Below are 15,980 nucleotides of genomic sequence, written 5' to 3'. Positions count from 1 at the left end.
CCGCCCGAACCTCGCCTCGATGTCTCATTCCAGCGCGTTCGCCGGGAGAGTCAAGACATGCCGGGCGGTCGTTTCGTAAATTCCGGATCACCTTTTCCGCACGCGCCGGTGGCCGCCTCTCCGGATCCGCCGCCGGATGGGCCGTCCGGCGGCCGGGCGGCGATCCGTTGGACGGCGTCCACCCAGCCCGGATGGTGCCTCGCGGCCCAGCCGCGGTCGACCCGGCCGGTGAGCATCCCGCCGAGCGCCCCCGGGTCGCGGAGCGCCTCCCAGAGGTGCCCGACCACGACGATGAGGATGATGACGAAGAGCCAGTCGTGCACGAAGGTGGCGCCGGTGCGCCAGCGGTCGGGCCACGGGCCGGGGAACGTCAGCACCTCGCCGGTGCCGAGCATGACGAGGATCGCGCCCGCCGTGAACGCCGCGTTCAGCTTCTGGCCGGCGTTGAACTTGCCCACCGGCAGGATGCCCCTGCCTCGCCGTACGGCTCTGCGGTCGCCGCGCTTGAGCCACTCCCAGTCATGCGGTGCGAACCTGTTGAGGTGGCCTAGGTCGGTCCTGAACGCTCTGGAGGCGAGTCCTAGGACGATGGGGGCCGGCAGCGCGAAACCGCACCACACGTGGACGGTCTTGACCAGCTCGCGGTGCCCCACCAGCGTGGACAGTGCGGGCAGGTAGAGCATCCCCGCGGTGGCCAGGCACACCAGCATCAACAGCGCGGTCACATGATGGATCGACCGTTCGGCCCGCGTGAACCGGAGCAGCCTGGTGGACGCCGCTGGCTCGTGGCGGACCACGTCATGTGGGTGCATCGTCACGTCCGTTCGACCGGCCGACCCAGGCGTCCACGTCGTAGCCGAGGTCCTCCCAGTAGCCCTGCTTGACCTTGTCGGTGAGCTCGATGCCGCCGAGCCACTTCAGTGACTTGTAGCCGTACATGGGGGCGACATAGAGCCGGGTGGGGCCGCCGTGGTCGTGGGAGACCGGCTTCCCGTCCATCTGGGTCGCGACCATGACGTCGCGGCGCCGCGCCTGGTCCAGCGTCAGCGACTCGGTGTAGACGCCGTCGAACGACGTGAATCTGACGGCTCTGGCCCGCGGCGACACCCCCACCGCGTCCAGGAGGTCGGGGAGGGCGACGCCCGCCCAGCGGACGTTCGGCACCCGCCACCCGGTCACACACTGGAAATCCTTGTCGAGCATGGTCTGCGGCAGGCGCGCCAGGTCGGCCATGGTGAACGCCTGGGGCTTGTCCACCAGCCCGCCTACGGTCACCCGGTGGGTGGCGATGCTGTGCCGCTTCACGCTTCCGGTGACGGAGTAGTAGCGGAAGCCTCCGGCGGCCGGAAGAACGTCCTGGATGCCGCCCACCGGCGCCAAGGCTCGGTTCACCTTCTGTTGCAGGGATGCACCTACGGCGACCCCAGCGGCGCCAAGGCCGAGCATCCCGAGCACGACCCGCCGTCCTACGGGGGTGCCCTCTGCCGGATCCTCGTTCACGCCTCCATTCGAGCACCGTGACCTGCGGGCCGCCAGGGTTCCGCCGGTGCTCGTAAGACTTCCGACAGATTCGCCGCGCCGGTCCGTGACCGCTGCGGCGGGTTCCGGCGCCCGGCGGGCTCGCCCTTGGCGGCGGTCCTAAGCTGACCCCATGGCCACGAAGGTTCAACTGGCGCAGCGGCCCGAGGCGGACGAACTGCTGGGCCGCAGCCCCCTCGCCGCATTGGTCGGGATGCTGCTCGACCAGCAGATCCCGATGGAATGGGCGTTCTCGGGTCCTTACACGATCGCTCAGCGACTCGGAACGGACGATCTCGACGCGCACGAGATCGCCGCCTGCGATCCGGAGCGGTTCGCCGCGCTGTTGTCGGAGAAGCCGGCCGTGCACCGCTATCCCGGCTCGATGGCCAAGAGGGTGCAGCAGTTGTGTCGGTACCTCGTGGAGAACTACGACGGGGACGCCGAGAACGTGTGGAAGGACGCGGACGGCGGCAAGGAGCTGTTCAAGCGACTGAACGGGCTGCCCGGCTTCGGCAAGCAGAAGGCGCAGATCTTCCTCGCGCTGCTGGGCAAGCAGTACGGGGTCCGGCCGGAGGGCTGGCGGGAGGCGGCCGGCGCGTACGGCGAGGAGGGCTCCCACCGGTCGGTCGCCGACATCACCGGCCCGGAGTCGCTGGCGAAGGTCCGCGCCTTCAAGCAGGAGATGAAGGCGGCCGCCAAGGCCGGAAAGTAGGGCCTCCGGGTAAGGAGGCGCCGATCTCTAAAATAGTCTTTACCGTATTTTTGTAGGCTAAATCGGACGGAAGGTGCGCGAGGCGGTCCCGGGCCGGAACTCGCCGAACCGGCGGGGTTGGCCGCCCATGAAGCTCCGGGCGCCGTAACATCGCCTACTCGCCCTCCTCATGGGCCGCCACCGGCGGCTCGTGGAGAAGGCGTCCGAATCCCGCGCCATCGCATGGAAGCGCAGACGACGTTGTCCATCAGGGCTTCCGTACGCGGCGAACCATCGGGATGATGAATACCTGACTCCGACGGTGTTGTGATGGAGGCGGGAGCGCTAGCCTGCTCCCATTCACTCATAGTGATGAAAACTTGCCGCGCGGTACGGGACCCTCTGGGGCGGAGGTGTTGTCCATGAGCACCGAGACGTCCGTTCCCCAACCCCGCGTCTCAGGGGTGGAGGGGCAGCCCATGGATGCGTCCGACTCCGCGCTGTACGCGACCCTGCTGAAGGAAGCCCCTGGCGGGCTGGCGTTCTTCGACGGCGACCTGTGCTGCCGGAAGGCCAACGACGCGCTCGCGGCCCTGCTCCGCGTGCCCGTCCGCGACCTGCAGCAGCGGCGCCCCGCGGAGGTGCTGCCCGAGGCCCTGGCGAGCGCGTTCGAGTCGGCGCTGCGCACGGTGCTCGCCGAGGACCGCCCGCTGAGCGACCTCGACCTCGTCGTCCCTCCCGCGCCGTCCGGACGGGCCGACGACTCCCGGGCGGTCGCCACGGCGACCGAGGAGCGCATCCTGGCCTGCACGTGGCTGCCCGCCCGCGGACCCGGCGGCGAGCGCCTCGGCGCCGTCCTGACCGCCCTGGACGTGACCGAGCGGCGCCGCGCCGAGGAGGTCATCCGGCGCAAGGAGCAGCGCTACCGCTCGCTCGTGGAGGCCAGCGCCCAGGTCGTGTGGGTGGCCGCGCCCGACGGCGCCGTCATCGACGACGCGCCGGAATGGCGCGCGATCACCGGCCAGGCGCCCGACGACTACGCCGCCGGCGGCTGGATGGCCGTGGTGCACCCGGAGGACCGCCCGCGCATCGAGGCGGCGTGGCGCGAGTGCGTCGCGGAGAACCAGGTCTTCGAGACCAACTACCGGATCCGCACCAAGAGCGGCACCTACCGGCACTTCGACGTGCGGGCCGTGCCGATCCGGCAGGGCGACGCGGTCATCGAGTGGGTCGGCGCCAACACCGACGTCACGGGCCAGCGCGAGGCCGAGGAGATGCGCGGCCGGCTGACCGAGCAGCTGTCCGCGGCGGCGCTGCGCACCGCGCGGCTCCAGCAGGCCACCTCCATGCTCGCCGAGGCTCTGACCGTCTCCCAGGTCGTCCAGGTCATCACCGAGGTCGGACGGTCCGCCATCGGCGCCGACTACTCGGCCGTGGCGCTGCTGGACGACGACAAGCTGCGGCTGAGCATCGTCGCCCCGTCCCAGCCCGGCGCCGAGACCGAGGGGCGGCCGCCCGCCCGCGACGACATCAAGGTCGCCGACCAGACCGTCATGTCGGTGGCGGTGCGCGAGAGCCGGCCGTTCCTGGCCGAGCATCCCGACAGCCTCCGCCTCCAGCTCGGCCGCGACGAGAAGGAGCTGTTCGCCCAGCACCCCGAGGAGCGTGCCTGGGTCGGGCTGCCGCTGCTGGCGGCGGGCGCCCCGATCGGCGCGCTGCGCTTCTCCTTCACCCGTCCCAGGGAGATCACCGAGGAGGAGCGGGTCTTCCTGGAGGCCCTCGCCGGGCAGTGCGCCCTGGCGGTGGAGCGCGCGCTGCTGTTCGAGCGCGAGCACAGGACCGCCGAGGAACTCCAGCGCAGCCTGCTGCCCAGCGACCTCCCCCAGCTCCCCGGGATGGTGCTGGCGGCCCGGTACAACCCGGCCACCCGCCACGTCCAGGTCGGCGGCGACTGGTACGACGTGTTCCGCCTCCCCGACGACCGGCTCGCGGTCGCGGTGGGCGACGTCATGGGCAAGGGCGTGCTCGCCGCGGCCGGAATGGGACGCGTCCGCAACGCGCTGCGCGCGCTCGCGCTGAACGACCCGCGGCCCGCGGCGGTGCTCGCCGGCCTCGACCGGCTGTTCAGCGCCACCGAGGACGAGGAGCAGTTCACCACGGTCGCCTACGCGGTCATCGACCCGGAGACCGGACGCGGCGCCTTCAGCAACGCCGGGCACCCGCCACCCCTGCTGATCTCCCCGGACACCCCCGCGCGCCTGAGCACGCAGGAGCCCGGCACGCCGCTCGGCTGGCCGAGCCAGCGGCAGCAGACAAGTTTTTCCATCGAGACCGGCAACACTGTGGTCTTCTATTCCGATGGACTTGTGGAGAACCGTAGGCGTGGGGTGGACGCCGGGCTGGAGGAACTCGTGGCGACGGCCGCGGACGCCCCACCTGAAGTGGTAGGAGATCCTGAAAGACTCGTCGACTTCCTGGTCGATCGGATGCTTGCCGGGTACGAGCAGGTAGACGATGTGACCGTGCTTGCGCTGCACGTCCCGCCCAAGTCCAGGTGAAACCGGGGTGAAGCCCGCCGGAGACGGAGAGAAGTCGGTCCCGTCCGTACGAAGGACCGTCCGTCGCCCTCTAAGGTGGAGTGTTACCGGGTAGGACATCAGGGTGGAATGCGCAGCAGTGCCAGAATGCTTGACCCAGTCAGAGCGGGTACGCTGCGGTCCGCACCGGAGGTCCGCCGTGTGTGGTCCCACCCAGTGTGAGGCCGGGCCCGTCAGGGCACTTGGGTCAACCAAGCCACACGTTCGTTCGAGAGGTATTTGTGTCGCCTGCTAGCTCGACCTCGAAAGCGTCAGATCTGCACGATCACGTCATCGCGCAACTGATCGAGCGTGGACGGTCCCAGGGTTACCTCGAAGCCGACGACGTACGCCGTACGTTCGAGGAGGCCGACATCCCCGTGTCGAAGGCCTCCAGCATTCTGCGGAGCCTCAGCAAGGAGGGTGTGACCGTCGTGGTGAGCGCTGCCGATTCCGCGGCGCCCAAGCGTTCGCGCAAGCGCGCGGCGCCGCCGGCGCGTAGGCCCAGGACCGCTGCTGCCGCGAAGGAGCAGCCCGACACGGTGACCGCGGTCGTCGCCGACGACGCGGCGCCCGAGGAGCCCGCGCCGCGCCGGGAGGCCCCGCGGCCCGCGGCGCCCAAGCCCGCTCCGCCGAAGTCGGCCAAGGCCAAGCCGAAGAAGGCCGCGCCCGCCAAGAAGGCCGCCGCGCAGCCCGCCGCCAAGGCGGCCGCCCCGGCCAAGAAGGCCGCCGACGACCCCGAGCTCGAGGACGACGTGGACGTCGACCTCGACGAGGACCTGAACGACCTCGAGGTCGACCTCGAAGAGGACGCGCCCGAGGTCGAGGAGGCGCCGGAGACCGACGAGGAGGAGGCCCCGGCCGTCTCCGCGGAGAAGGCTCCGGCCGGCAAGAAGCCCGGTGACGCCCCCACCGAGGAGGAGGGCTTCACCCTCGGCGACGACGACGAGGACGCGCCCGCCCAGCAGATCGCCGCGGCCGGCGCCACCGCCGACCCGGTCAAGGACTACCTCAAGCAGATCGGCAAGGTCCCGCTGCTCAACGCCGAGCAGGAGGTCGAGCTCGCCAAGCGGATCGAGGCCGGCCTGTTCGCCGAGGAGCGGCTCGCCTCCGACGGCCCCGCGCTGTCGGAGGAGGACCTCGAGGACTTCGAGTGGATCGCCGAGGACGGCCGCCGCGCCAAGAACCACCTGCTGGAGGCCAACCTCCGGCTGGTGGTCTCGCTGGCCAAGCGCTACACCGGCCGCGGCATGCTGTTCCTGGACCTGATCCAGGAGGGCAACCTCGGCCTGATCCGCGCGGTCGAGAAGTTCGACTACACCAAGGGCTACAAGTTCTCCACGTACGCCACCTGGTGGATCCGGCAGGCGATCACCCGCGCGATGGCCGACCAGGCCCGCACCATCCGCATCCCGGTGCACATGGTCGAGGTCATCAACAAGCTGGCCCGCGTGCAGCGCCAGATGCTCCAGGACCTGGGCCGCGAGCCCACCCCGGAGGAGCTGGCCAAGGAGCTCGACATGACCCCGGAGAAGGTCGTCGAGGTGCAGAAGTACGGCCGCGAGCCGATCTCGCTGCACACTCCGCTCGGTGAGGACGGCGACAGCGAGTTCGGCGACCTGATCGAGGACTCCGAGGCGATCGTCCCGGCCGACGCGGTCAGCTTCACGCTGCTGCAGGAGCAGCTCCACTCGGTGCTCGACACGCTCAGCGAGCGCGAGGCGGGCGTGGTGTCGATGCGGTTCGGGCTGACCGACGGCCAGCCGAAGACGCTGGACGAGATCGGCAAGGTGTACGGGGTGACCCGGGAGCGCATCCGGCAGATCGAGTCCAAGACCATGTCGAAGCTGCGCCACCCGTCCCGCTCGCAGGTGCTGCGGGACTACCTCGACTGACACATTTCGCTTACCCGAAGGCCCCCGCCCGCTGGGCGGGGGCCTTCGGGTACGTGCCGTGGCCGGCGCCCTTCCGGGGTCCGGTCAGGACGTGAGGATCACGTCGAGGTCGGTGCCGTTCAGCTCTGCGGTGTAGCCGAGCCCGGCGACGGCCTTCAGCAGCTCCTCGGGCGTGGCGGGGTCGGCGCCGGCCTCCAGCAGGTCGTGGGCGATCGCCCCGCGGGTCGCCTTCGCCATGTGGCTGACGACCGTCCGCTTGGGGACCCCGTCGGTGACCGTCTCGCGGAACACGCGGACCGCCACGGCCGGCTGAGGGGCCTTCCAGGCCGCCGCGTACGGCCCGGAGCGCATGTCGACGATCAGCCCGGACGGCCGGAGGGCCTTCGTCATCGCAGGCTTCCAGAACGTCCCCAGACGGCCGAGGGGCGGGAGCGACACCGACATGGACAACCGGTACGGCGGGACGCGGTCGGTGAGCCGCAGCGCGCCCCACAGGCCCGAGAAGACCACGACGCGCTCGGCGGCGGCCTCCGGGTCCAGGCTCGGCAGGTCGAGGTTGTCGTAGAGGACGCCGGTGTAGAGCCGCGCCGCGGGCAGCGCGGGCGCCTCGTTCAGCGCCTTGTTGCGCGCCAGGGCCTCGTCGACCTGCCCCGCCGGCAGGCCGAGCGCCTCGGGCGCGTCCCTGCGGCGGCACGCCCTGGTCAGGGCGGTGATGACCCGCTTGCGCGCCGCGGTGAGCTCCGGGAAGCTCAGCGAGGCCAGGTCGAGGGGCGGTCCGTCGCCCTCGGTAGCCTTCTTCTCCGACGGCGGCAGCAGGATGTGCACGATCCCCCCGAAAGCGGTGTTCTTCAATGACTCGGTCTGTGACGGTCCCCGGGCCGCAAGACCTGGACGGACTCGTGGCCGCGGCGTGGCCGGCGCGGTCCGTCCAGGATATTGGCGGGTGGCTGCTGCGCCACGCCGACGGCGTCACCAAGCGCGCCAACTCCGTCCTGCCCTTGGACGCTCCCCAGGACCTGGACGCCGCGCTCGCGCGCGCGGAGCTCTTCTACGGGGAGCGCGGGCTGCCGGCGGTGTTCTCGCTGAGTGAGAGAGCGCGGCCCGAGGGCCTCGACGCGGTCCTGGAGGCGCGGGGCTACGAGATCGTCGACCCCACGCTCGCCATGGCGGCGCCCATCGCGGGCCCGTACGAGCGGGACGGCGTGGAGATCGCGAGCGAGCCGTCCCCCGGCTGGCTGGACGTGTGGTGGGCCGTGGACGGCCGGTACGACCACCAGCTGCCCGTCGCGACGGAGATCCTCACCGGCGTACCGGCCGGATACGCGTCCCTGGACGGCGTCGCCGTCGGACGGGGCGTGCCGCAGGGGGAGTGGCTCGGGATCTACGCGATGGCGGTGGCGCCGGAGGCGCGCCGGCGCGGGCTGGGACGGCGGGTCCTGCGCGCGCTGCTCGGCTGGGGCCGGGAGCAGGGGTGCGAGCGGGCGTACCTGGTGGTGGTCGAGCGGAACGCCGCGGCGCGCGCGATGTACGCGGCCGAGGGGTTCACCGAATCCGGCGGATACCACTATCGCGTGAAGACGATCAGCACCGGCTGAGAAGAACGGCGAACGCGTCCGCCCGGATCACCGGACGCTCGACGATCCGGCACTCAACGTGATGAATTGATCACTCTCTGAATCCATTTCGCCATGCCCCGTGATGGGGGCCGATGGGGGTGGCGACTGAAATGCGAACGGCGGCCACCGTCTCCGGTGGCCGCCGCCGCGGGTGTGCTATTCGATCCCTACCGCTCATCTTCCGAAGCGGCAGCCGGGGTTTCGGTCAGCCTGTCGGTCTCATCCTGAATGTCGGCCCCGTTGGCGCGCAGGGCCTCCGCGTACTTACGCCCGTGGTGGGCGCAGAACAGAAGGTCGCCGCCGCCTACAAGGACCGCACGGACGTAGGCCTGGGCGCCGCAGCGGTCGCACCGGTCGGCGACGGTCAGCGGCTTGGTCGGGGCAAGGGCTCCAGTCACGGCACCTTCCTCATGCTCGGGGTCGGTACTTAGGACAACATCTAACCCGACGTGGACGTTCCCAACCTGTTTCTTCGTACGCCCACAGCGGAATGGCTCGATTAGTGACCGAGGTCACACCCTTCCGCCATGGCGGATTGTCACGCGCTGTCCCAGCGGAACAGGCGCATGGCGACGAGCCCGCCCACCACCGCGAAACCGAGCAGGATTCCCATCTGCGGCAGCGCGGACATCGGGCCCAGTCCGCGGCCCATCACGTTCAGCATCCCGGTGTTCAGGTACCGCAGCGGGAAGATGTACGCCAGCGTCCGCATCCACGTGGGCGAGGCGTCCAGCGGGAAGAACGAGCCGCCCAGGAACGCCATCGGCAGCACCACCAGCTGCGTCACGGCCTGCGCCGTCTCCTGGGTCTTCGCCCAGGCGCCGATCACCATCCCGATCGCCAGGAAGGCCAGCACCCCCGACATCACCATCGGGACGGCCATCCACCAGTAGTGGCCGAGTTTCAGGCCGAAGAACGGCAGCTGCGCGACCGCCACGAACAGGGCGAACTGCACCAGCGCCACGGCCAGGCTCACGGCGACGCGCGCGGCGAACACCGTGGGGATCGGCGCCGGCGACAGCTGGAGGCGGCGCAGGATGCCCTTCGTGCGCCACGTCACGAGCGTCTGGGAGGCCCCGAACACGCCGGCCGACGCCAGCGCCCAGCCCAGCAGGCTCGGCGTGAAGAACTGGATGGCCTTCAGCGAATCGTCCTCGACCTGCTGCGAGGCCACCTGGTAGGCGGGCGGCTTGCCGGTCGCCGCCTGGTTCGCGCCCTGGACGATCGAGTTCATCAGGCCCTGCACGGTCCCCGACTTCACCTGGTCGGCCGCCGAGTAGTGCACGACCAGCCGGTTCCCCTGCTGCTCCACCGCCGCGTCGGCATCGCCCTTGGTGACCTTGTGCAGCGCGTCGTGCCGGTCCGAGGTCCTGGTCACCTTCATGGTCTTGCCGAGGTCGGCCGACCTGTCCGCCAGCGCCTGGTCCAGGATCGGCACCCGGCCGATCTCCTGCACCTTCACCTTGGAGGTGCTCTGGTGGCCGAACACGCCGCCGAAGATCACCAGGAACATCAGCGGGAACAGCACGGTGAAGAACAGCGCGCCCCGGTCCCGCCGGAAGCCCAGGAACATCGCCCGGGACAGGCTCTTGAAACTCTCGAGTGTGCTCACGCCCTGTACTCCCGTCCGGTGAGCTCCAGAAAGACGTCCTCGAGGGTCGCGCCGCGGATCTGCACCCCGTCCAGCGCGTCCTTCGCGGCCATGGCCGCCACCACCGCCGAGGGGTCCCGGGTGGAGATGATCAGCGAGACGCCGTCGTCCTCGACGTCGTCGGCGCCCGGCAGGGCGCGGGCGTCCGCCGCGTCCAGCAGGCCGCTGGCGATGCTGATCCGGGCGGGCGCGTCCAGGCCGCGCACCAGCACCGCGGGCGGGCCGAGCTCGAGGATCCGGCCCGCGTCCATGATCGCGACGCGGTCGCAGAGCGCCTCCGCCTCGTCCATGTAGTGGGTGGTGAGGACGATGGTGCGGCCCTCGGTGTTGATGGTGCTCAGCACGTCCCAGAGGTTGCGCCTGGCCTGCGGGTCCAGCGCGGCGGTCGGCTCGTCCAGGAAGACCAGCTCCGGGTCGTGCACGAGCGCGCAGGCGATCGACAGGCGCTGGGCCTGCCCGCCCGACAGCTTCTCCACCCGCACGTCCGCCTTGTCGGCGAGGCCCACGGTCTCCAGCATCGCGTCGGCCTTCCGCGCCGGGACGCCGTAGAGCGACCCGAACGTCTGGAGCTGCTCGCGCGCGGTGAGCCGCTCGAAGAACGACGACGCCTGCAGTTGCACGCCGATCCGGGGCAGCAGCCGGGGGTTGCGCGGCCACGGGGGGAGGCCGAGGACGGAGACCGCGCCCTCGTCGGCCTCGCGGAGCCCCTCGACGATCTCCAGGGTCGTCGTCTTGCCGGCCCCGTTGGGCCCGAGGATCCCGAAGAACTCGCCCTCGGCGACGGAGAACGTCACCCCGTCGACGGCGTTGACGTCCCCGTAGCGCTTGCGGAGCCCGCTGACCTCGATCGTTTCTGCCATGACCAGGACATTAGGGAAACCGTGCGACGCCGTGCACCCACCTATAGGTGGACGTTGCGGTACTCCACCCTGGGTTGGGCGGGAACCGCCCGGACGGGACGGGAACGCCCGCGGGACCGCTGCCGAGGAGGCGCCCGGACGCACGCGGCGGCGAGCCTTTCGAACGTTTGTCGGTGCCCGGGGGTACCCTCGTGCCGAATGTCCTACCCCCGAGGAGCACACGCAGTTGACCGCCGCGACCGCCGAAGCGATGACCGATGACCCGCACGGCTACTCCGCCCGGCACCTCTCGGTGCTGGAGGGGCTGGAGGCCGTGCGGAAGCGACCCGGAATGTACATCGGGTCGACCGACAGCCGTGGCCTGGCGCACTGCCTGTGGGAGATCGTCGACAACAGCGTCGACGAGGCCCTGGCCGGGTACTGCACGCACATCAGCGTGACGCTGCACGCCGACGGGTCGTTCGAGGTGGGCGACAACGGTCGCGGCATCCCGGTCGACCTGGAGCCCAAGACGGGCCTGCCCGGCGTCGAGCTGGTGATGACCCGGCTGCACGCGGGCGGCAAGTTCGGCGGGGTGTCCTACACCGCCTCCGGCGGCCTGCACGGCGTCGGCGCGTCCGTGGTGAACGCCCTGTCGGCCCGGATGGACGTGGAGGTCGACCGCGAGGGCCACACCCACGCGATCAGCTTCCGGCGCGGGCTGCCGGGCGAGTTCGCCGACGAGGGCCGCCCGAACGCGCGGTTCAAGAAGAAGTCGGGCCTGCGGCAGATCCGCAAGGTCGCCAGGAAGGTCACGGGCTGCCGCGTCCGGTTCTGGCCCGACATGCAGATCTTCCTCGCGGACGCGACGGTCGAGCAGTCCCTCGTGCTGGACCGGATGCGCCAGACCGCGTTCCTCATCCCGGGCCTGACCATCGACGTCCGCGACGAGCGCGGCGAGGAGGTCGTCGAGGAGACGTTCCGCTTCGACGGCGGCATCAGCGAGTACTGCACCTACCTGGCCAAGGACGCCGCCCTCATCGAGGTGCTGCGGCTGCAGGGCCGCGGGCACTTCACCGAGACCGTCCCGGTGCTGGACGAGCAGGGCCACCTGACCCCCACCGACGTCGAGCGCGACCTGGAGGTCGACGTCGCGCTGCGCTGGGGCACCGGCTACGACACCACCACCCGGTCGTTCGTGAACGTGATCGCCACCCCGAAGGGCGGCACCCACGTGCGCGGGTTCGACCGGGCGGTGCTCAAGGTCGTCAACGAGCAGCTGCGCGCCACGAAGCTGCTGAAGAACGGCGACGAGGACGTCATCAAGGAGGACGTCCTGGAGGGCCTGACCGCCGTGGTGACGGTCCGGCTGCCCGAGCCGCAGTTCGAGGGGCAGACCAAGGAGATCCTCGGCACCTCGGCGGCCACCCGGATCGTCTCGCAGGTGGTCACGCGGGAGCTGAAGGCGGTCTTCGAGAACCCGCCGCGCGGCCAGAAGCAGCCGCTGCGCGCCGTGCTGGAGAAGGTCGCGGGGGCGGCCAAGACCCGGATCGCGGCCCGCACGCAGCGCGACAACCAGCGCCGCAAGAACGCGCTGGAGAACTCGGCGCTGCCGGCGAAGCTGGTCGACTGCCGCAACGCCGACGACCGCAGCGAGCTGTTCATCGTCGAGGGCGACTCGGCGCTCGGCACCGCGAAGCTGGCCCGCGACTCCGAGTTCCAGGCGCTGCTGCCGATCCGCGGCAAGATCCTCAACGTGCAGAAGGCGTCCGTCGCGGACATGCTGAAGAACGCCGAGTGCGCGGCGATCATCCAGGTGATCGGGGCCGGGTCGGGCCGCACGTTCGACATCGACGCCGCCCGCTACGGGCGGATCATCCTGATGGCGGACGCCGACGTCGACGGCTCGCACATCCGCACCCTGCTGCTGACGCTGCTGTTCCGCTACATGCGGCCGATGCTGGAGGCGGGCCGGGTGTTCACGGCGGTCCCGCCGCTGCACCGGATCGAGCTGGTCAAGCCCAAGAAGGGCCAGGACAAGTACGTCTACTGCTACAGCGACGGCGAGCTGACCCGCAAGCTGGTGGAGTTCGAGCGCAAGGGGCAGCGCTGGAAGGAGCCCGTCCAGCGCTACAAGGGCCTCGGCGAGATGGACGCCGACCAGCTGGCCGAGACGACGATGGACCCGCGCCACCGGATCCTGCGCCGGATCCGGGTTGAGGACGCCGACGAGGCGGCGAAGATCTTCGATCTGCTGATGGGCAGCGAGGTGGCGCCGCGCCGCGAGTTCATCACGGCCGGCGCGTCCGAGCTGGACACCGAGCGCATCGACATGTAGCCGTGCCACCGGGGGTGGTGCGGGTGCCACCCCCGGCCGGGGCGCGCTGCGGCGCGCCGTGCGCGGGGCCGGGGCCGCCAGGTCGTGCACGGCCCCGGGGAGGGGCGCGTCAGCCGCTGATGTGCAGGTTGCGCAGCTGCTGGATCGGGTCCTGCGCCGCCTTGCGCTGCACGGAGGCCGTGGGCCACGGGGCGTACGGCGCGAGCGCGAGGTAGGTGTCGAAGGACGCGGCGTTGTTGCCCGACGCGGAGGGCAGCCCGGCCTTCCAGTCGATCACCGGTCCGAACAGCCCGCAGCCGTCGGTCTTCGGCACCGCGAAGGTGTTGTCGGCCGCCGGGGTGTGCAGGATCGGCGGGTGGCTGAACGGGTCGGCCGGGTCGCCCTCGTCGACCACGCTGATCTGGCCGAGGTCGACGCCGAGGTTGAGCTTGAGCGGGTCCTTTCTTGAGCCGATCGAGCAGCCCTTCCCGACCGCGTCGTTGATGATCTTGATCTTCATCTCCAGGCCCGCGTTCGGGAGGTTGAAGCTGAAGCCGCCGGTGTACTTCGGCTGCACCTGCACCTTGTTGAACGGCAGGTCGTCGAGGCCGGGGACGTTCAGGCCGAGCAGCCCGAGCACGCCGCCGGGGACGGTCATCGGCTTGCCGGTCAGCGTGACGCTGGTGAACTCCGAATTGGACGAGCTGTCGGCCTGGACCGACTGGACGGTGATCCGCATCGGCTGGGTGATGGTCTGGCTGAGCCCGCCGAGCTTCATGGAGCCGCCGGTGACCACCATCTGCATGCACAGGCCGAGCGTCGGGTCGATGCCGGCGGGCAGCGGCGGGCAGTCCTTGGCGAAGTCGAACGTCGGGACGCCGGGGGCCGGCGCCTCGGTGGCCGTCGCGGGGGCCTGGGGGGACGCCTGGGCCGGTGCGGCGACCGCGCCGAGCGCCAGGGTGAGGGGCGCCGCCACAGCGGCGGCGCGGAGGAAGGATTTCACGGGTTCTGGACGCGCCTTTCGTTGGTGCGCGCGGACGCTGTTGGAGCGATCCACGCACGGGTGGTACCCGATTCAAAAACGTGAACGTTTCTCGAAGCAAGATCGCACAGCTGACCGGATTCGGCCAGCTTCCACTGGCGGTGTTCGCCCGGTGAGCCGCCGCTCACGGAGGGTTCTCCACCCGCCGGTGGAGACCCCGAAGTCCAGCCGCGCGCCGATCCCCGGTTCGGCCGCCCCGCCCTACCGTCGAACCCATGAACACCGCCGACAACGTGCTCATCGCGCTCGCCGTCCTCGGGCTGGTCCTCTACCGGCAACTGCGCGCCCGGCCGGTCGGCGAGCGGCAGCTCTACACCGTCCCGGCCGTCCTCGCCGTGATCGGCCTGGCGCAGGGCGGCCTGCTCGACGCCGCGCATCCCGCGCTCAGCGCCGCGCTCCTCGCCGGGGAGGCCGTCGCCGCCGTCGCGTTCGGCGCGCTGCGGGCCGTGACCGTCCGGCTGTGGCGCGAGAGCGACGGCGGGCTGTGGCGGCGCGGCACCGGCTGGACCGTCGCGGCCTGGCTCGTGTCGATCCTGAGCCGGGTCGGGTTCATCGCCGCCGGGCACGCGCTCGGCCTCAAGCTCGGCTCGAATCTCTTCCTGCTCTTCCTCGCGCTGACCCTGATCGTCCAGAACCTGCTGGTGGTGTGGCGTGGACGGCGGGTCACCGGGACCGCACCGGCTAGCGTCGCATCGTGAGGTTCGGACCCTTCACCCTCGAGGACCGGCTCCTCCGGACGGTCGCGATCACGATCGCGCTGATCTGGGGAGCCGTGGCCTACCTCCGCGGGCTCCTGCACTCCACCCCGGCACCGGCCCTGCAGGGCACGGGCCTCGCGGTGATCCTCCTCAACACCGCGACGTTCGTCCTCCTGGGCGTCGGCCTGTGGATGGGGCGCGCGAAGCGCTCCCGCCTCCGCTGGGCCGGGAACGCGCTCCTCCTGACCGCGATGGGGACCTCGCTCTCGCTGTACGCCATCGCCCCGCACGGCGGCGGCGGGTACTTCTTCTCGCTGGCCGCCATGTGGGCCCTGATGATGCGGACGAAGGTGCGCTGGGGCCTCGCCCTCGGCGGTGCCACCGTGATCGTCGTGGCCGCGCTGGGGGAGGCCTACGGCCGCGGCCCGGACTACGGGCTGCTGGCCGCGTTCATCGGCCTGACCCTCGGCGCCCTCGCGAGCCGGCAGAACGTCCTCGCGCAGGAGGCCACCCGCCGCGCCGAGGCGGCCAACGCGGTGCTGGCCGAGCGGTCGCACATCGCGCGCGAGATCCACGACATCCTCGCCCACTCGCTGTCGGCGCAGATCGTGCACCTGGAGGGGGCGCGCCTGCTGCTGTCGCGGGACGGCGACCGGGTCCAGGCACTCGACCGGGTCGAGCGCGCGCGCAACCTCGCCAAGTCCGGCCTGGAGGAGACCAGGCGCGCGCTGGCGACGCTGCGCGGCGAGATCCCCGAGCCGAAGGAGGTCATCGCGGAGCTGGCGGAGGAGTTCTACGCCAGCACGGGCCGCCCCTGCGACGTCCAGGTGACCGGTGTTCCGCGCGAGCTGCCCCCGCAGGCGGGACTCGCCGTCGTGCGGACCGCCCAGGAGGCGCTCACCAACGTCCGCAAGCACGCGCCCGGCGCCCGCGCGCGCATCACGCTGCGCTATCTCGGTGACGCCGTCGGGCTGGAGGTGGCCGACACCGGCGCGACCGAGCCGGTCCTGGAGATCGAGGGCGGCGGCTACGGGCTGGTCGGCATGCGGGAGCGCGCGGAGCTGATCGGTGGGACCCTGGAGACCGGGCCGGAGGGCAGGGGATTCCGCGTCGCCCTCCGGGTGCCGGCGTGAC

Annotated in this window: 14 protein-coding genes; 7 read left to right on the top strand and 7 right to left on the bottom strand. The window is 71.1% G+C overall.

Annotated features, from left to right (window positions below; all coding sequences use genetic code 11):
* Window positions 1–50: 50 nt before the first annotated feature.
* A complete protein-coding gene (locus J4557_RS12960; RefSeq protein WP_208266741.1) occupies window positions 51–812 on the bottom strand; it encodes a cytochrome b/b6 domain-containing protein in 762 nt (253 codons plus the stop codon).
* Complete coding sequence (locus J4557_RS12955; protein ID WP_307799738.1) at window positions 799–1,371, bottom strand: molybdopterin-dependent oxidoreductase; 573 nt, start codon at window positions 1,369–1,371, stop codon at window positions 799–801. Before J4557_RS12955 ends, J4557_RS12960 begins: the two co-directional genes overlap by 14 nt.
* A 280-nt stretch (window positions 1,372–1,651) precedes the next feature.
* Here J4557_RS12955 and J4557_RS12950 point away from each other — a divergent pair, with 280 nt between their 5' ends.
* The 3 genes from J4557_RS12950 (at window position 1,652) to J4557_RS12940 (ending at window position 6,683) form a co-directional block, all read left to right on the top strand.
* Window positions 1,652–2,233: an HhH-GPD-type base excision DNA repair protein gene (locus J4557_RS12950; RefSeq protein ID WP_208266739.1), complete on the top strand. Its 582-nt coding sequence runs from the start codon at window positions 1,652–1,654 to the stop codon at window positions 2,231–2,233.
* 458 nt (window positions 2,234–2,691) lie between these two features.
* Window positions 2,692–4,770: a SpoIIE family protein phosphatase gene (locus tag J4557_RS12945; protein WP_372442469.1), complete on the top strand. Its 2,079-nt coding sequence runs from the start codon at window positions 2,692–2,694 to the stop codon at window positions 4,768–4,770.
* A gap of 260 nt (window positions 4,771–5,030) precedes the next feature.
* Window positions 5,031–6,683, top strand: coding sequence for an RNA polymerase sigma factor (locus J4557_RS12940; protein WP_208266737.1), 1,653 nt, complete (start codon window positions 5,031–5,033; stop codon window positions 6,681–6,683).
* A gap of 84 nt (window positions 6,684–6,767) precedes the next feature.
* On the opposite strand, the gene J4557_RS12935 is transcribed toward J4557_RS12940, so the two are convergent.
* The gene (locus J4557_RS12935) at window positions 6,768–7,508 is read right to left on the bottom strand and encodes a YaaA family protein (RefSeq protein ID WP_208266843.1); all 741 of its coding nucleotides are present in this window, start codon (window positions 7,506–7,508) and stop codon (window positions 6,768–6,770) included.
* Window positions 7,509–7,546: 38 nt separating this feature from the next.
* On the opposite strand from J4557_RS12935, the gene J4557_RS12930 reads away from it, so the two are divergent.
* Window positions 7,547–8,278 (top strand): GNAT family N-acetyltransferase, encoded by a 732-nt coding sequence (locus J4557_RS12930; RefSeq protein WP_307799721.1) that lies wholly within the window; start codon window positions 7,547–7,549, stop codon window positions 8,276–8,278.
* A gap of 188 nt (window positions 8,279–8,466) precedes the next feature.
* Here J4557_RS12930 and J4557_RS49540 read toward each other — a convergent pair whose 3' ends face one another.
* The 3 genes from J4557_RS49540 to J4557_RS12920 all read right to left on the bottom strand — a co-directional run bounded on the left by J4557_RS49540 (window position 8,467) and on the right by J4557_RS12920 (window position 10,810).
* Window positions 8,467–8,697, bottom strand: a complete 231-nt coding sequence (locus tag J4557_RS49540) for a DUF7455 domain-containing protein (protein WP_307799718.1) — start codon at window positions 8,695–8,697, stop codon at window positions 8,467–8,469.
* Between the two features lie 140 nt (window positions 8,698–8,837).
* Window positions 8,838–9,911, bottom strand: a complete 1,074-nt coding sequence (locus tag J4557_RS12925) for an ABC transporter permease (protein WP_208266735.1) — start codon at window positions 9,909–9,911, stop codon at window positions 8,838–8,840.
* Window positions 9,908–10,810, bottom strand: coding sequence for an ABC transporter ATP-binding protein (locus J4557_RS12920; RefSeq protein WP_208266734.1), 903 nt, complete (start codon window positions 10,808–10,810; stop codon window positions 9,908–9,910). Before J4557_RS12920 ends, J4557_RS12925 begins: the two co-directional genes overlap by 4 nt.
* Before the next feature lie 226 nt (window positions 10,811–11,036).
* On the opposite strand from J4557_RS12920, the gene J4557_RS12915 reads away from it, so the two are divergent.
* Window positions 11,037–13,127, top strand: a complete 2,091-nt coding sequence (locus tag J4557_RS12915) for a DNA gyrase/topoisomerase IV subunit B (protein ID WP_372442468.1) — start codon at window positions 11,037–11,039, stop codon at window positions 13,125–13,127.
* 109 nt (window positions 13,128–13,236) lie between these two features.
* On the opposite strand, the gene J4557_RS12910 is transcribed toward J4557_RS12915, so the two are convergent.
* Complete coding sequence (locus tag J4557_RS12910) at window positions 13,237–14,109, bottom strand: hypothetical protein (protein WP_208266733.1); 873 nt, start codon at window positions 14,107–14,109, stop codon at window positions 13,237–13,239.
* Window positions 14,110–14,363: 254 nt separating this feature from the next.
* Between J4557_RS12910 and J4557_RS12905 the strand changes: the two genes are divergently transcribed.
* Both J4557_RS12905 and J4557_RS12900 read left to right on the top strand, forming a co-directional pair.
* The gene (locus tag J4557_RS12905) at window positions 14,364–14,846 is read left to right on the top strand and encodes a hypothetical protein (protein ID WP_208266732.1); all 483 of its coding nucleotides are present in this window, start codon (window positions 14,364–14,366) and stop codon (window positions 14,844–14,846) included.
* Window positions 14,843–15,979 (top strand): sensor histidine kinase, encoded by a 1,137-nt coding sequence (locus J4557_RS12900; protein WP_208266731.1) that lies wholly within the window; start codon window positions 14,843–14,845, stop codon window positions 15,977–15,979. The genes J4557_RS12905 and J4557_RS12900 overlap by 4 nt, the downstream gene beginning before the upstream one ends.
* Window position 15,980 lies beyond the last annotated feature (1 nt).

Source organism: Actinomadura nitritigenes, assembly GCF_017573545.1.
In the GTDB taxonomy this organism is placed as follows: domain Bacteria; phylum Actinomycetota; class Actinomycetes; order Streptosporangiales; family Streptosporangiaceae; genus Spirillospora; species Spirillospora nitritigenes.
This window is presented reverse-complemented; position numbering and strand designations above follow the sequence as displayed.